At 36.7% G+C, this 17,662-nt stretch carries 12 protein-coding genes and 1 other annotated feature; of the genes, 5 read left to right on the plus strand and 7 right to left on the minus strand.

Translation table 11 applies throughout. The features are described from left to right. Positions 1-102: 102 nt before the first annotated feature. Complete coding sequence (locus BHF70_RS05175; protein WP_075759267.1) at positions 103-1,578, plus strand: TRM11 family SAM-dependent methyltransferase; 1,476 nt, start codon at positions 103-105, stop codon at positions 1,576-1,578. Positions 1,579-1,708: 130 nt separating this feature from the next. Here BHF70_RS05175 and aspS read toward each other — a convergent pair whose 3' ends face one another. Then, entirely contained in the window at positions 1,709-3,454 is a 1,746-nt protein-coding gene (aspS, locus tag BHF70_RS05180) for an aspartate--tRNA ligase (RefSeq protein WP_075759268.1), read from the minus strand. Positions 3,455-3,586: 132 nt separating this feature from the next. Beyond that, positions 3,587-3,823: a binding site (T-box leader), on the minus strand. A 112-nt stretch (positions 3,824-3,935) separates the two neighbouring features. Here aspS and nox point away from each other — a divergent pair. Next, positions 3,936-5,273 (plus strand): H2O-forming NADH oxidase, encoded by a 1,338-nt coding sequence (gene nox, locus BHF70_RS05185; RefSeq protein WP_075759269.1) that lies wholly within the window; start codon positions 3,936-3,938, stop codon positions 5,271-5,273. Positions 5,274-5,442: 169 nt separating this feature from the next. Here nox and BHF70_RS05190 read toward each other — a convergent pair whose 3' ends face one another. After that, complete coding sequence (locus tag BHF70_RS05190) at positions 5,443-6,387, minus strand: tRNA dihydrouridine synthase (protein WP_075759270.1); 945 nt, start codon at positions 6,385-6,387, stop codon at positions 5,443-5,445. Positions 6,388-6,575: 188 nt separating this feature from the next. Here BHF70_RS05190 and BHF70_RS05195 point away from each other — a divergent pair, with 188 nt between their 5' ends. After that, positions 6,576-7,961: an alanine/glycine:cation symporter family protein gene (locus BHF70_RS05195; RefSeq protein WP_075759271.1), complete on the plus strand. Its 1,386-nt coding sequence runs from the start codon at positions 6,576-6,578 to the stop codon at positions 7,959-7,961. An 84-nt stretch (positions 7,962-8,045) separates the two neighbouring features. Here the strand turns inward: BHF70_RS05195 and BHF70_RS05200 are convergent, their stop codons facing one another. From BHF70_RS05200 to BHF70_RS05225, 5 genes are all read right to left on the minus strand, one after another. Further along, entirely contained in the window at positions 8,046-10,184 is a 2,139-nt protein-coding gene (locus BHF70_RS05200) for a glycogen debranching protein (protein ID WP_075759272.1), read from the minus strand. A 132-nt stretch (positions 10,185-10,316) separates the two neighbouring features. After that, the gene (locus BHF70_RS05205; RefSeq protein ID WP_075759273.1) at positions 10,317-11,213 is read right to left on the minus strand and encodes an ABC transporter permease; all 897 of its coding nucleotides are present in this window, start codon (positions 11,211-11,213) and stop codon (positions 10,317-10,319) included. Next, positions 11,200-12,123 (minus strand): ABC transporter ATP-binding protein, encoded by a 924-nt coding sequence (locus BHF70_RS05210; protein ID WP_075759274.1) that lies wholly within the window; start codon positions 12,121-12,123, stop codon positions 11,200-11,202. The genes BHF70_RS05205 and BHF70_RS05210 overlap by 14 nt, the downstream gene beginning before the upstream one ends. Before the next feature lie 163 nt (positions 12,124-12,286). Continuing rightward, complete coding sequence (locus BHF70_RS05215) at positions 12,287-14,278, minus strand: thioredoxin domain-containing protein (protein ID WP_075759275.1); 1,992 nt, start codon at positions 14,276-14,278, stop codon at positions 12,287-12,289. 249 nt (positions 14,279-14,527) lie between these two features. Continuing rightward, positions 14,528-15,187 (minus strand): YARHG domain-containing protein, encoded by a 660-nt coding sequence (locus BHF70_RS05225; RefSeq protein ID WP_075759277.1) that lies wholly within the window; start codon positions 15,185-15,187, stop codon positions 14,528-14,530. A 289-nt stretch (positions 15,188-15,476) separates the two neighbouring features. Here BHF70_RS05225 and BHF70_RS05230 point away from each other — a divergent pair, with 289 nt between their 5' ends. Continuing rightward, a complete protein-coding gene (locus BHF70_RS05230; protein ID WP_075759278.1) occupies positions 15,477-15,845 on the plus strand; it encodes a BlaI/MecI/CopY family transcriptional regulator in 369 nt (122 codons plus the stop codon). A gap of 16 nt (positions 15,846-15,861) precedes the next feature. Further along, positions 15,862-17,661, plus strand: a complete 1,800-nt coding sequence (locus BHF70_RS05235; RefSeq protein ID WP_075759279.1) for a BlaR1 family beta-lactam sensor/signal transducer — start codon at positions 15,862-15,864, stop codon at positions 17,659-17,661. Position 17,662: the final 1 nt, after the last annotated feature.

Genomic DNA, 17,662 nt, shown 5'->3' on the forward strand with positions numbered 1-17,662 from the left:
CAGAGAAAAAAAAGCAGACAAATCTTTCAGACTGGACGCACCTGGTTCAATAAGGTATACTCCTAATAAGATATTATGTCTATAAAGTGAAAGGATTTATCTATGATTTATAATTTATGTCGAAGATTAAAAAATGAAATAGAAGTACGTAAGACCTTAAGTCAGTTACGTCAGGAAATAAAAGATTCCACAAACAAGGAAATGGTCATATCCTGGCTTTTGAAAGATGGTCTGGATCTTTCTCATTTTCTACAAAATGATGATGCCAAAACACGTAAAAATGCGGCCTTGCTGATTGGTGACCTTAATCTGTCCAGTTATGCAGACAACTTATTCCAGGCTTACGAAAAAGAAAAGACCTTATTTGTTAAGGAAGCCTATCTCCGTGCCATGCAGCATATGGATATTACACCTTTTCTTCCACAATTAAAGGAGCATCTGCAAGCTCTTTCTGAAACAGAAACAACCTCTGAAAATAAAAAACATATGGAAAAGGAACTTCATGCACTAACAGATCTGATTCTTTCTGCCAACGAAGATCAGATTCACTCTTTCCGTGACGGAAAAAATACGTTCCACTGCCTGTTTCGTACAAATTCACTGTTTCCTGAAATCACAGAGAAACAAATGAATACCTCTGAAACTTCAACATCCAGACTGGGAGTCCGTATTTCCACAAAAAATATCCGGCACTTATTGAATATCCGTACCTGGAACGAACTATTATTTCAGATACCAGGCATGATATCATGTGGTCCAGAACCTGAAGTTCTTGGAAAAACTATTGCTTCCTCCAGTTTATTGGATTTTTTATTCAAATCCCATGATGGTTCTTTCCCATTTTATTTTCGTCTTGGCGTAAAAAATAAAATGGCATTAAAGGATCGCAGTATTTTTACTCAGAAAATTGCTTCATCCATTGAAAAATACAGTCATCGTAAACTGATAAATTCTACTTCAAATTATGAATTTGAAATCCGCCTGATTGAAAGAAAAGATGGAAACTATTATTTATTTTTAAAATTATATACCATAGATGATCATAGATTTGATTACAGGAAAGAATATATTCCAACAAGCATTAAACCTGTAAATGCAGCACTTCTTGTACAGCTTGCGAAAGATTATATGAAGCCTGATGCCCAGATCCTGGATCCGTTTTGCGGAGTTGGCACAATGCTGATCGAACGTCAGAAAGTTATTAAAGGAAATACTTCCTATGGAATTGACCATTCTCCAGAAGCAATTGAAAAAGCCATTATCAATACTAATCTGGCAGATCAGATCATTCATTATGTCAACAAAGACTGTTTTGCATTCGCCCATGAATATCCATTTGATGAAATCTTCACAGAAATGCCTTACGCAACCGGACAAAAAAGTGAAAACGACATTTACGAAATCTATAAAAATTTCTTTCCAATGGCAAAACGACTCCTGCGCCCAGAAGGAACCATCATTATGTATACCAGAAATCACGAATATGTAAAAAAACTCTGCACAAAATGTAATTTTCAGATCATCAAACAGTATAAGATAACGGAAAAACCGGAAACATGGCTGATAATCCTCAGATAAGGACATTATTTTGGGGCTGGTGCCTTCCTATTTATCGTCATCTATATTAAACGAAAAACCCACTTCATAAGCAATCAATCTGCAGGACTGTAAGGTCCGAAGCCGTTGCTTAGAAGTGGGTTTGTAGTATTTAGTCTCTTACTTTAATGTGTACTTCTCTTAACTGCTGTTCTGTGATTTCACTTGGGGCTCCACACATAAGATCCTGTGCGGTTCCGCTCATTGGAAATGCAATAACTTCACGAATATTTTCTTCGTTACGAAGCAGCATAATCATTCGATCGATTCCTGGTGCCATTCCTGCATGAGGTGGTGCACCAAACTGGAATGCATTGTACAATGCTCCAAATTTATCTTTTAATGTCTCTTTATCATATCCTGCAATTTCAAATGCTTTTTCCATGATTTCCATATCATGGTTACGAACTGCTCCAGATGATAATTCAACACCGTTACATACAATATCATACTGATAAGCCAGAATATCCAGTGGATTCTTTGTATTTAATGCTTCCAGCCCACCCTGTGGCATTGAAAATGGATTATGTGTAAATCCAAGTTTTCCTGTTTCTTCATCAATTTCATACATTGGGAAATCATTGATGTAACAGAAACGATAAGCATTCTTTTCAATTAAATCCAGACGTTTTCCTAATTCATCACGAATCTGTCCTGCAAAAATACATGCTGCTTTTTCAGGTGCAGCAATGAAGAAAATAGTATCGCCTTCTGCCAATCCTGCCATTTGTGCCAGTTCCATTTTCATATCATCTGGAATAAATTTATCGATTGGTCCTTTGTACTTCATTTCTTCTTTCACTTCTAAATATCCCAGACCACCCATACCGATGGATTGAGCAAATTTCAGAAGTTTCTCATGCTGTCCCTTTGACAGTTTAGCGTGTACATTGATGGCACGAACTGTCTGACCATGGAATGGCTTAAAAGTACATCTCTGGAAAAATTCTGTAACATCTACGATCTTTAATGGATTTCTAAGATCTGGTTTATCTGTACCATATTCCAGCATAGCCTGTTTATAACTGATAATCGGATATGGTGCTTCTGTAATTTCAAATCCTTCTGGTGCAAATTCTTTAAATGCTGCAGTCAGTACTTCTTCTCCAACTTGAAATACATCTTCCTGAGTTGCAAAACTCATTTCATAATCCAGCTGATAAAATTCTCCTGGAGAACGGTCTGCACGGGCATCCTCATCACGGAAGCATGGTGCAACCTGATAATATTTATCAATTCCAGATACCATCAGAAGCTGCTTATACTGCTGTGGTGCCTGAGGAAGTGCATAGAATTTTCCTTTGTATTTTCTTGATGGAACCACATAGTCACGAGCACCCTCTGGAGAAGATGCACAAAGAATTGGTGTCTGAATTTCCACAAATCCAAGTTCTTCCATCTTTTCTCTTAAGAAACGAATCACTTTGGAACGGAACAGAATATTATCTTTTACCTTTTTGTTTCTCATATCCAGATAACGATATTTTAAACGAACATCTTCTCTGATTTCCTTAGATGTCGCAATTTCAAACGGAAGATCTGTATAAACCTTTCCTAAAATATCAATTTTATGTGCTTCCAATTCAATGGTTCCTGTAGGAATCTTAGGATTGTATGTTTCCTCATCTCGGTGCTCTATTACACCTTCCACAGATAAACATTCTTCTTTTCTGATGTCATGTAAGAGGCTTGTATCTCTTAAAACCACCTGCATGACTCCATACATATCACGTAAATCAATAAAAGATACGCCACCATGGTCACGAATATTTTCCACCCAGCCGGCAATCTTTAATTCAGATCCGATATCATTTTCAGAAATCTGATCCATTGTCTTTGTGCGATACATGTCTGACATTTTCAATCTCCTTCTCTATGGTTTTTGTTCTTGTATTCATATTCAGGCGAGGCATTCTGGTTTCACAGAAAGACTCTTACGCTTTAGCATAACAAGTTCTTTCCCAATGAAAAAAGGCCCGTCCTGAAAATATTTCAGGACGAACCTGTATAGTCCGCGGTACCACCTGATTTACTGTCTTACCAGTCTCTCTTGTGTGCCTGTTAACGCCAAGCTTACGTCTCACCTACTGCCGTTGACACTTTTGTATCCGGGTTCAGATCGATGCTCTGAAGTGTTCTTCGCATAAATTCACTTTGCAGGGTTCTCACTATCTCCTGCTCACTGGGAACGATAATTTATGTTACTTTTCTCCGTCATCGCCTATTGAATCATTATAATGGAGTAAAATAATATTTGTCAATTGGTTTTTTATTTTTATTTCTGAATGTTTTTCCCATTTTGTGGAATACTCTTGAAAAACAAGCAGGAGGTTTTACTTATGTCACAAAAAATCATTGTAGTCGGTGCCAATCATGCCGGTACTGCTGCATTAAATACAATTCTTGACAATTATAAAGATATAGAAGTTACTGCATTTGATGCAAATTCCAATATAAGCTTTCTTGGCTGTGGTATGGCTCTTTGGATTGGAGGGCAGATTTCCGGTCCTGATGAATTATTCTATTCCAGCAAAGAGCTTTTAGAAAGCAAAGGAGCTTCTATTCATATGAATACTAAAGTTACATCCATTGACTTTAATCAAAAAACAGTAAAAGCAAAAAGTCTTTCCGGAAATTACTATGAACAGATTTATGACAAATTAATTCTTGCCACAGGTTCTGCTCCTGTTTCACTTCCCATCAAAGGGGTGAATTTGGAAAATGTACAATTTGTAAAATTATATCAAAATGCACAGGATGTCATAGAAAAACTAAACAATCATTCTATCGAGAAGATAACTGTAATCGGAGCAGGATACATTGGAGTTGAACTTGCAGAAGCATTTCAGCGAAATGGAAAGGAAGTTACATTAATTGATTCTGCCGACGGATGCCTGACCAGCTATTTTGACCGCCCTTTTACTCAAAAAATGGAAGAAAATCTTAAACATCACGGAATCCGTCTTATTTTTAATGAAAGTGTCCAATGTCTGGAAGGAGAAAAGAAAGTTGAGAGTGTGAAAACAAATCATTCCTCTTATCCGGCAGATATGGTGATTTTCTGCACTGGTTTCCGCCCAAATACAAAACTTGGAAATAGCATCATCCAGCAATTTTCCAATGGTGCATATTTAGTAAACAGTCGTCAGGAGACCAGCATAAAAGATGTGTATGCTGTCGGTGACTGTTCTACTGTATACAATAATGCATCCAGACGAACCGACTATATTGCCCTTGCCACAAACGCAGTACGTTCAGGAATCATTGCTGCTCACAATGCCTGCGGCACACCTATGGAATCACCTGGTGTTCAAGGCTCCAATGGCATCAGTATATGGGATTTAAAAATGGTCAGTACCGGCCTTACCTTAAAAAAGGCCCTGCAGCTTGGATTTAATGCCGCATCCACAGACTTTGAAGATTACCAGAAAGCCTTATTTATGAAGAAAAATAATTCCAAAGTCATGATACGTATTGTCTACGAAAGAAAAAGCCGGGTAATTTTAGGTGCCCAGCTTTGCTCAGAATATGATATTTCCATGGCAATCCATATGTTTTCCCTTGCCATTCAGGAACAGGTTACTATTGATCAGTTAAAACTATTTGATTTATTTTTCCTTCCACATTTTAATCAGCCATATAACTATATTACAATGGCTGCTCTAAAAGCTTTATAGGTTTCCATCTTCAAGACTCGCTCGCGAGTCTTGGCGCGGAATTCGGGTCTGCATAGCAGACATACTTCCAATCCGAATTCCTGCGCATCCTCGCGGAGCGTATATCAGATGGGGGATTGAAACCCGCCACTGATACATAATTGTTGCTCACCGCCTACAGAGGCGGGAGTCATCCCTCATCTGATATAAAATCTTCTTCAAATAATGCTTTCACTGCATTTTCATAATCCTTAAGTTTTTGTGCCTTTCGAATTTTTTTGGCATGTTTCTCGTGATTCTTAAACAGTTTAACAGGATTAGACCAGAAATCTTTCATTTTAAACAAAACATTTTTATCTCCTGACACATAACCCTGATATGCTTCATATATACGATCATGGAGCATTTTCAGGTCCTGCTTTTGTAATTCCTGTTTGTATTTTATCTGATGAATCAATGCAGGATTATGCAGTAATCCTCTTCCTATCATCACCTTATCAATTTTTGGAAAACGCTGTGTTATGGTTTCATAATCCTCAACCGTAACAATATCCCCATTGTAACAGACAGAATTTACACTATCTTTCCATGCCCTCTCAAAGATATCCAGATGCGGTTTTCCCTGATAGTATTCTTTTTGAATGCGAGGATGAATAATCAGTTCTTCCAAAGGATATCTGTTGTATATCTCCAGCAACTCCTCAAATTCTTCTGGTCCATTTAATCCTATTCTTGTCTTTATAGAAATTTTCATATCCAATGAATCAAATATCTCTGATAAAAAAACATCCAGATCTTCTGGCTCTTTTAAAAAACCTGATCCTTTTCCTTTGGAAACCACTGTTTTAGAAGGACACCCCAGATTAAGATTTGCCTCTTCATATCCCATAACTTTTAATTCTCTTGCAGTTTTAATAAATTCTTCAGATTTTCGCGTTAAAATCTGAGGAACCAGATGGATTCCCTCATTATTTTCCGGTAGAACATCATTTAATTCTCTTGTCTTAAAAATTCTCTTTCCATTAGGCATGATAAAAGGTGTAAAATATTTATCAATTTCTCCAAAAAATTCTTCATATGCATTCCGGTACAAAAAAATCGTAATTCCTTCCATAGGTGCAAAATAAAAATCCATCGGTTTCTTAATCTCCTTTTAATAAAAGCATATTGTATCATAAAATAGTACCTTTTGTCAGCAACATTTCGTTGGTTGCATAAATTCCTGTTTCTGTACATTTTTTTCATTCTATGATATGATTTAACATATATGTTTGTCACAAGCGGACATTGTATACAAAAAAAAACGAAAGGGTTTTATGTCATATGTTAGATACAATTGAATCACTAAATGCAGCCATAAATAACTTTATCTGGGGTGTCCCTGCCATGATCTGCATTATTGGAGTCGGATTATATTTAAGTATCCGCACACATTTTTTGCAAATCCGAAAATTTCCCTATGCGATCAAAACAACCATTGGCAGGGTTTTTAGGAAAAAAGAAGCTTCCGAAGGTTCTATGACACCGTTCCAGGCAGTTTGCACAGCTCTTGCTGCAACTGTAGGAACAGGAAATATTGCCGGTGTCGCAGGAGCAATTGCCATTGGTGGCCCCGGAGCCGTTTTCTGGATGTGGATTTCCGCTTTTCTTGGAATGTGTACTAAATTTGCTGAAGTAACACTGGCTGTCCACTACAGAGAACGCAATGCTGAGGGCGATCTTGTAGGCGGACCAATGTACTATATAAAAAATGGTTTGGAAAAGCATTGGCACTGGCTGGCCGTCCTCTTTTCTGTTTTCGGAGTTTTAACTGTTTTTGGTACCGGAAATGCCACACAGGTTAATACCATCACAACAGCCATAAATTCTGCTTTACTTAATTTTCATATGATCCGTCAGGACTCTCTTAATCTTTGTAATCTGATTTTGGGAATTATCATTGCCGTTTTGGTTGCTCTTGTTCTTCTGGGCGGAGTCAAGAGAATCGGAAAAGTTACAGAAAAACTGGTTCCTTTTATGGCAATTATTTATATCCTGCTGGCTTTAGGCGTTATCATTATAAATATCTCCAACATTCCTTCTGTTTTTTCATCTATTATTTACGGAGCTTTTAATCCTGGTGCGGTAACCGGAGGCGTCGTAGGAAGCTTTTTCCTTAGTTTGAAAAAAGGTGTTGCCAGAGGAATTTTTTCAAATGAAGCAGGTCTTGGTACCGGATCTATCGCACACGCATGTGCTGATACAAAAAATCCTGTAAAACAAGGATTCTTTGGAATATTTGAAGTATTCACAGATACGATTCTTATTTGTACCTTGACTGCACTGGTTATTTTGTGTAGCGGAATACCTGTTCATTATGGAACTGCTGCAGGTGCAGAACTGACTATCCTTGGATTTACTTCCACTTATGGAAACTGGGTTTCTATTTTTACTGCCATTGCTTTATGCTGTTTTGCCTTCTCCACCATTATAGGCTGGGGATTATATGGAGCCCGATGCATTGAGTTTCTATTTTCCTCCAAAGTAATTAAACCATTCATGGTTGTCTACTCTCTTGTTGCCATTCTTGGTGCAACCGTAGACCTTGGGCTTCTTTGGAGTATCGCAGAAACATTTAACGGATTAATGTCTATTCCAAACTTAATTGCCCTGTTCCTTTTATCAGGAACAGTTGTAAAACTGGTAAAAGAATATTTTAAAAACGAATAATAATTAAACGGATGTTCTTCCAAATAGAAAGCATCCGTTTTTCTTATTACCATTTTTTAATTTAGGATAGTATCATATGACAGTTTAATATGGTCTTCCAGTAAACACTGCCACTGAACGTGGACGTAGAATAAACTCCCTGTCAATTCTTACTTCTTCTCCTTCTTTATAAAAATATTTTCCTTTTTCATCACCGTAGGTATTAACACTTAAATACCATTCTCCGTTCCCGTGCAGCTGCGGTAGCGTAATCACTGCATCATTCCAGTCAGAATTCACAGAAATATATATCAGATCATCATGTCCTTTTTCTTTATCATATCCTGCAAAACTGACAGAAACAGTTTTTGCATCATTTGGTAGAAATGCTTTCTCTGCATTCAGGTCATGTGCATGCATTGGATCCATCCCGCAAACGGCATTTGGAAGCTTTTCTCTTATGATTCTGTGTTTCTTTCGAAAATCTATCATAAACTTAAAGAATTCAAATAAATCTTTGTTTTTTTCCAGATATGACCAGTCAATCCATGAAACTTCATTATCCTGACAATATCCATTATTATTACCGTACTGGGTATTAGCAAATTCATCACCTGCCAGAAACATTGGTGTACCTCTGCTGCACATTAAAACAGCACAGGCATTTCTTATCATCCGGAAACGAAGGTTCAACACATCCTGGTTATCCGTGTCACCTTCAATACCACAGTTCCAGCTTCGGTTATCATCAGCTCCATCTGTATTATTCCATCCATTACTCTCATTATGTTTCATATTATAAGAATACAGATCATATAAAGTAAATCCGTCATGACATGTCAGGAAATTGACACAGGAGTTATATCCGGCATACATTTTATGATTATATGGAGTATATCCTCCATATAAATCTCCTGAACCACAGATACTCCATGCAGCCTCCCATGATGCCCAACTGTCTCCCTTTAAAAAGGATCTTAAAGCATCTCTGTATCTTCCATTCCACTCTGCCCATCGCTTACTTGCCGGAAAATTTCCTACCTGATACATTCCACCTGCATCCCATGCTTCCGCAATCAGTTTTACATTACTTAATATTGGATCATTTGCGAGACTTCTTAACAGTGGAGGGTTATTCATCGGCATTCCGTCTTCATTTCTTCCAAGGATACTTGCAAGGTCAAAGCGGAAACCATCAATTCTGTAACTGACAGTCCAGTATCTGAGAGATTCCAGAATCAATTGCTGAACGATTGGATGATTACAATTCAGTGTATTTCCACATCCGCTGAAGTTATAATAGTTTCCATCCGGTGTCAACATATAATAAATATTATTGTCCAGACCTTTAAAACAGAAATTGGTTCCTTGCTCATTTCCTTCCGCAGTATGATTAAATACCACATCCAAAATAACTTCTATGCCATTGTCATGAAGGGCCTTGATCAATTCTTTTAATTCCCTTCCCTCACGATTGGATTCATCTTTCGCCGCATAATTCTTATTTGGCGCAAAAAAACTTACCGTATTATATCCCCAGTAATCTAACAGGTTTTGACCATTATAGTCTCTTTCATTCATTGTCTCATCAAATTCAAAAATCGGCAGTAATTCCACCGCATTGATTCCCAATTCTTTTAAATATGGAATTTTTTCCTTGAGACCTGCAAAAGTACCCTTATGTGAATCATCAACACCAGACGATTCGTGCCTGGTAAATCCTCTCACATGCAATTCATATATGATCAGATCACTCATTTTTCTGGAAGACTGAGGCATATCTCCCCAGTCAAATGTATCTTTAACGACTCTTGCATGATAGGCACCCTTTAATTTTTCTCCCCATTCATGACGCCCGGTTACTGCTCTGGCATATGGATCCAGCAAAATATTATCTTTATCAAACAGTAATCCTTTCTCCGGGCAATTAGGTCCATCGATTCTGTATGCATATTCAAATTCCTCTATATTTAGACCATATATCAGCATAGAATACACATCACCAATCTTATATTCTTCCGGAAATGGCAGAACTGCAAACGGTTCCTCATGTCCTTTATGAAATAACAGCAGTTCACATGCTGTCCCCCCATGAGTATGAATGGTAAAATTTACCCCATTGGGAAGAGCCATGGCTCCATTAACATCAAATAGTCCCGGACGTACTGGAAATCCTTCGATTACATCCACTGGTATCTGCGGTACCGGATAATCTGTTATAAAACTCTGACTATATAACTTCATATGATTTCCGCCTTTCTCTTTTGTTTCACAGTTTATTTCCCCTATTATATTTCAATAGGTAGAAAGTCGCAAGGTGAAATTTGACAAATCACTGGTTTTTATTGATTATAAAAAGATTCACAATCATCATTTCTATCTTTTATAAGGCCTTACTTTATTTATAAAAACATATATAGCAATCAATAAAATAACTGTACCGGTAAGAATCATATACATTGTTGACAATGAAACCTTCTGATCAAAAAAGTACAAATTGCAATCGATGGAATCTCTTATCGATTCTATGACCCCTGATGGAAATCCCACATGTTTCATTTCCTTATAAACACCACCTAAAGCATGATTACGAAGCAATGATGTTCCATAAGTACCTGGCAGAAATGAAAGGACTTTCTGTAATCCCTCCGAAAACTGAGAAATAGGCATATATGCTCCACAGATAAATCCGTAACCTGCACTGATAATGGTTCCCACTGCTGATATCTGCCCCTGAGTAGATAAAAAGAAACCTATAATACTGGATAATGCCGTTCCAAATAATACGAGAAGAAATACATCCAAAAAAATCAGGCCCAGATCCTTCACACTTAAATACCATCCTGTGGCTGCCACATAGCCAAGACAGATTACCGTTGCTGCATAACAGATAATCAAGGTAGAAATAAGTGTTGCCAAATAATAACTTAAGGCTAGAATTGAAGGTTTTACCGGTGAAATAGTCAAATCACAGATTGTACCATTGGCTTTATCCTGCACCATTAACATATTAGAACAAAAAGCAACTGTTACACAGCTGACTGCTAAAATTGAGGACATCAACTGCCCGCTTACACATCCGTCGATAAGTTTTTCTGATACTTCCAGTGTTTTTGGCAATACGCTTGTAAAACTGTCTTTATATACATTTCCCAGAAAAGTTGCATATAGTACCAGTAATATAGCCGGTGTAATTAATGAAGTAAAAAACATTCCCTTATCCATAAAAAAGAGTTTTGTATTACGTTTTACAAGTGCTTTAAGCTCTTTCATTTCCCGCACCTCCTATCAGTTTTTTTCCTGTCACCGCAAGAAATACATCATCCATTTTCCCTTTTGTAATCTCATAATCTATAAAAATATCCGGATATTTAATAATCAGTTCTGTCGCTGCTTTGGTATCAGGTACTAAAAAACGGTAAGCATCCCGAATCGGTTCATATGGGACTTTCAAGCATTCTGCCTGCTCTTTTGTAATACCATAAATTGTCACAAAATCTCCTGTGTAACAGTTTTTCAGCTCCAGCGGTGTACCTTTGGCAACAATTTTTCCGCTGTCCAGAATAACTACATAGTCTGCATCTGCAGCTTCTTCCATATAATGTGTAGTAAGAAATACCGTCATATTATTATTCCTGCGTAAACTACTGATTACATTCCATAATGTTTTTCTTGTCTGTGGATCCAATCCTGTAGTTGGTTCGTCCAATATGAGAATTCTTGGATTATGTAACAGAGCTCGGGCAATATCAATCCGTCTGCGCTGACCGCCTGAAAGCTTTCCTACAGAACGCTTCAGCAAATCTTCAAAATCAAGGATCCGGGCAATCTCAGCAAGCCTTTCCTGAAATTTTTTTCCTGTAATACCATATAAAGCTCCACGGACTTCCAAATTGTCATAAACAGTCAATGATTTATCAAGAACAGAATTTTGAAAGACCACTCCTAAATCTCTCTTGATTTTATCTACACTTTGATCAAGATTTCTTCCATTAATCACAACCTCTCCCCCATCTTTGGCAAGCTGCCCACACATAATATTAATCGTGGTAGATTTTCCAGCACCATTAATGCCAAGAAAAGCAAATAGTTCTCCCTCTTTTACATGAAAACTTAAATCCTGTACCGCTTTTACTTCACCAAAATTTTTATTTAGATGTCTGATTTCTATAATATTCTCCATATTGGCATCTCCTGTCTAATGAAAAACGCAGAACAATTTTCATATTCTTAAAATAATTGTTCTGCGTCATAGCGTCTAATTCCTTTTACATTTTTTCAGTGTCATTTTATATTTTCTTTTATCATAACTTACAAAATACCTGATGTCAATCTGACAAAGATATTCATTGCCTGGTTTTATTTTCTCCTTTAGTCATCATCTTTCCAAACACTCCGGTCTCTTCAGTAAATTCATTGGATGGTGGAAGACAGGTATGGTTTTCACAGACATAATATGTTGTTTTTCCATTTAGCAACTGATACTCCTCTGTGGTTTTTGAAAGAATCCTAACTTCCGCATATAAAGGCATATGAGACCACATTTCGTCTGATTCATTTTTCGAACAGACTACTGTAATTTTCTTCGGTGGATAAAGATAAAAAAGCAATGCCGTTTGAAACAAACTATATCCTGCCGGATAATCTTTTGCTTCCCCAGACAGAAATGCCAGCTGCTTTTGAACTCGCTGCTGGTATTCCTTTTCATCTGTAATCTGAGAAAGTCTCACAAGACAATAAGCCATTACAGAGTTCCCGCTGGGCATGGCACCATCATATGTTTCCTTAGGCCTTGTAATCAGATTTCCATTCTCTGTTCCATACAGAAAATATCCTCCACCATCCTGATCTGCGAATTGCCTTTCTGTTTCTTCTATTATCTGCTTTGCCTCCTGTAAATAGTCATTCTGTGGATCAGCCTCAAATAAGCAGAGCAGTGCCGCTGCATAATAGGCATAATCATCTAGAAAGCCTTTTACAGAATGTACCTTATTTCGACAGCTGACATATAAAAAATTGTTTTCGGTGAGATACTGTTGAATAAATTTCTGATTTTTTTTCGCTGCCAGCAAATAACGTATATTTCCAGTTACACGATAAAGAACTGCCAGTGCACAGATCATAAGAGAATTCCATGAGGTCAGGATCTTGTTATCCAAATGAAGGCTGGTACGTGATTTTCGGTAATCATACAGAATCTTTATCTCCTGATTGAATGTTTCAGAAATATCCTTTTCATTTAAAAGATTTGGAATATTTTTCCCTTGAAAATTACCTTGCTCGGTAATCCCAAAATACTTGCAGAACTTTTCCCCGGATTCTTTTCCCAGTATTTTACCAATTTCTTCATAGCTCCAGGTATAATATTTCCCTTCTTCCCCTTCACTGTCCGCATCCTGTGCAGAATAGAATTCTCCCAACGGTCCTGTCATTTCCCGAAAAACATACTCCACTGTCTTTTCTGCTGTATCAAGAAACATAGACTTTCCCGATACTTTATAACCTATGGCATATGCTAAGATCAGCAAGGCATTGTCATAAAGCATTTTTTCAAAATGAGGCACCAGGAAATATTTATCTGTGGAATATCGCGAAAATCCATAACCAATATGATCAAATATCCCACCTCGTCTCATTTTTTCCAAGGTTTTTTCTACCTGCTGGAATACCTTATGGTCCTTATGGATCACAGCATATAACATAAGAAAAATCAGGTTATGAGCAGCAGGAAATTTCGGTGCAGGACCAAATCCACCATATTCTCTGTCAAAACTTTTTGCAAAAAGCAGTGCAGCTTCTTGTGGCAGGTGTGGATCTATTTTTTCATATACCCTTTTGCTTTCCGGTATTATATAAGAAAGGATCTGATCTGCAGATTCCAGCAACTGTGTTTTGTTCTTTTCCCACTTCTCTGCAATGGCAAGGAGCAGATCGCCAAAACCTATCATCCCATTATAAGATACCAGTGGAAAATAAGTACCTGTATAAAAAGGTTTTTGCTGTGGCGTCAAAAAAATACTCATAGGCCAGCCACCTCTTCCTGTAAGGGTCTGGCAAACCGACATATAGACACTATCAATATCCGGGCGTTCTTCACGGTCAACTTTGATGGATACAAAATATCGATTGAGAATTTCTGCAATTTCTGCATTTTCAAAACTTTCATGGGCCATTACATGGCACCAATGGCAGGTACTGTATCCAATACTTAAAAAAACGGGTTTATCTTCCCGCTCTGCTTTTTCAAAAGCCTCCTTTCCCCATGGATACCAATTGACAGGATTTTCTGCATGCTGCAAAAGATAGGTACTACTCTCATTTTTCAGATGATTACTCATATTTGTTTTTCTCCCTTCTATTTGTCACTAGTATGTAGCAGTAGCGGTAATTTATGCATATTCCAGGCGATTTCCAAGAAAGAACGTTTGCCTTCGATATAATCACCCAATACTACTTCCGGTGATTTTCCGTGGTAAATAGCACAGAATCCACAATAATCACAGTCTTCTTTACACTGAAAAGTTTCAAGAACGTATTTTTCACGTTCTTCTCTTGTTATATTTTTAATTAATAAACTCTTTTTTTACTCATTTATCTAACTTGGACAACAACTGTAAATTATACGTTTCATAATCATTGAATACCGAATCAGAAAACTCCTTACTGTTGTATTTCGGCTGATACCATGCACATCCCATAAAATAATTGTTCAAATCTTTATCTTTGAATATATAGCCACGCCTTGCATATATCTCATTTTTCGCCAAATGTATAATCTTCGATGGAACATTCTGAAACTCTTCTTCTGTGTAGTATTTCATGTCTGTATAAAATAATGGTTCTATTCTGTTCGCAATATCTTTGACGTCTCTTGTATTCTCCCAATATTCTATTGCAGTTTCATAATATCTGCTGGACTGATAATAGGAAGTTCTTTCTATTACTCTTTCTTCAATTTCTTCATAGGAAAGCCCTGGATAAAACTGTGCGTAAAATTCATTCAGCATTTTCTCATCAGAGACATCACTTGCCATCATTTTATCATTAGATATCTCGGTATTTTTTCCCTCTGCTGCTTTTTCAGTTGTCATATCCTCTTTTGTTGATACTTTTTCAGTTGTCATACCCTCTTTTGTTGATACTTTTTCAGTTGTCATACCCTCTTCCTTGGTTTCTTGAGTTCCACAAGCGCATACTACGCTTATCATACATACGCAAACAAGCAAAATAATAAATTTCTTTTTCATCATCAATCCTCCTAAATATTTAGCCTGAATTATTCATCCAGGACATCTACATCCTATGCTTCTACATTCACATCTGTCACCTGCAATTCTTATTTCTTCACATTATTATCCCGTATTCATTGTCCAACTAAATTTTATTATTTGTTCCAACTATATTCAATATCTGTTTTCGAATATTTGACGCTTATATGAATAAACTAATACTTATCCAATTGATCCAATTGACATTTCGTAGAATGAAACCTATAATAATATTATTACATTCGTAAGATTTAAGGAGGAACTGGATATGAGTCATCTGCCACAAATTTCCGAGGCCGAATTTGAAGTTATGAAAATCATATGGAAATATGCTCCAATCAGTACCAATGACATAACAGAAAAATTATTGCAAACCACAACATGGAGTCCTAAAACCATACAGACTCTGATCAAACGTCTTGTGAACAAAGGGGTTCTTTCTTATGAGAAGGAAGGGCGGGTATTTGTTTATACACCTTTAGTAAAAGAAAATGAATATCTTGATCAGAAAAGCCATTCTTTTGTAAAACGTTATTACGATGGAGATATCACTGCTATGCTATCTGCATACATTGAAAATGATAAACTATCGAAACAGGAAATAGAACACTTACGTTCTCTTCTCAATAAAAAATGAAAGGGAGATCATGAATGTGATTGATTTTATCGTACATTTTTTTATATGTAATATATTTATCAGTGTTATCATCGGTTTTTTTTTAATATGTAGAAAATTATTCAAAAATCATTTAACCAGCCGGATGCAATATAACTTGTGGTTTCTGCTTCTGGCACTTTTGGCTGTTCCCTTTCTCCCATTACGTTCCTTAGATTTTTCCCGGATGTTATCATGGATCATAAATCTGAAAACTTTTTCTGTATCAAATAGCGATTTTATCAAAGAAAAAGCGATAGACAGTACAAATCCAGCCGGATTGTCAAATTGGATGAATGATTTTGCAATTTCTGTCCATAGTAAATCTCCATCGACCATTGGAATCATCTTATGGATCATCTGGATTTCCGGGATCCTAGTGATGATTACATTAATGGTAAAATCATTTCTCCATTTGCAAACTTTAAAAAAATCCGCTCTTCCCCTTCAGAATATAAACATCCGCAAATTGTATCATGACTGCATGGAAGAAATGAAAATAACAAGAGAAATTCCTGTCTACAGCACTGCTTTTTTAATGTCTCCTGTTTTTTCAGGATTGTTCAAACCATGTATTTATCTGCCGATCCATTTAATATCTGACAGCACCTTATCTGACATACGCTATATATTGTTACATGAATTGCAACACTACAAACACAAAGATACTTTTTCCAACTACCTGATGAATCTTGTAGGAATATTATACTGGTTTCATCCTTTGGTATGGTATGCACTAAGAGAAATGAGAAATGACCGGGAGATTGCCTGTGATACTTCCGTTTTACAGATGCTTGAGGAAACTTCCTATATAAATTACGGCAATACATTGCTTAACTTTGCAGAAAAAATTTCCCTTGTTCCTTTCCCTTTTTCTTCCAGTCTTGGTGGAAACACAAAACAGATAAAACGTCGTATTATCAATATTGCTTCTTATAAAAAACCCACCTTATTGAAAAATGTAAAAAGCATCCTTATTTTTATGCTGATCCTTTTTCTTCTTTTGGGGATCAGTCCCATATTATCCATATCTGCAACAGACAAAGACCACTATCATTGGAAATCTTCATCCGAGAATATTTCCTACAGGAATCTATCTGCTTTTTTTGGAAAATACGAAGGAAGTTTTGTTTTATATAATTTAAAAAAAGACCGTTGGAACATATATGATATGGAACATGCCACTAAAAGAGTTGCTCCAGACTCCACCTACAAAATATATGATGCACTGTTTGGTCTGGAAGAAAATATAATTACCCCAGAGGATTCTTTCATAGTATGGGATAAAAAAACTTATCCATTTGCATCATGGAATGCCGATCAAAATCTACAGTCTGCAATGAGATTTTCTGTTAACTGGTATTTCCAATCTATAGATCAACAGCTTGGAGCACACACTGTAAATGATTATTTCCATAAAATAAAATATGGAAATGAAAATTCCAGTGGCAATCTTTCTACCTACTGGATGGAATCTTCCTTAAAGATTTCCCCTGTAGAGCAGGTTGAACTTTTAAAGAAATTATATCATAACAGCTTCGGCTTTGACATCAGAAACGTCAATACAGTGAAAAACTCTATCCTACTTTCTTCTTCCAAAAAGGGCAGTTTTTATGGAAAGACCGGAACAGGACGTATCGATGGTATGGATGTGAATGGATGGTTTATTGGATATATAGAAAAATCCAGAAATACATACTTTTTTGCTACAAACATCAAAGCCGACAAACATGCCACCGGAAGTAACGCAGCCAAAATAACCCTGTCTATCTTATCTGACATGAATATATGGAAATAGA

The organism is Anaerostipes sp. 494a, from assembly GCF_001940315.1.
Classification (GTDB): domain Bacteria; phylum Bacillota; class Clostridia; order Lachnospirales; family Lachnospiraceae; genus Anaerostipes; species Anaerostipes faecalis.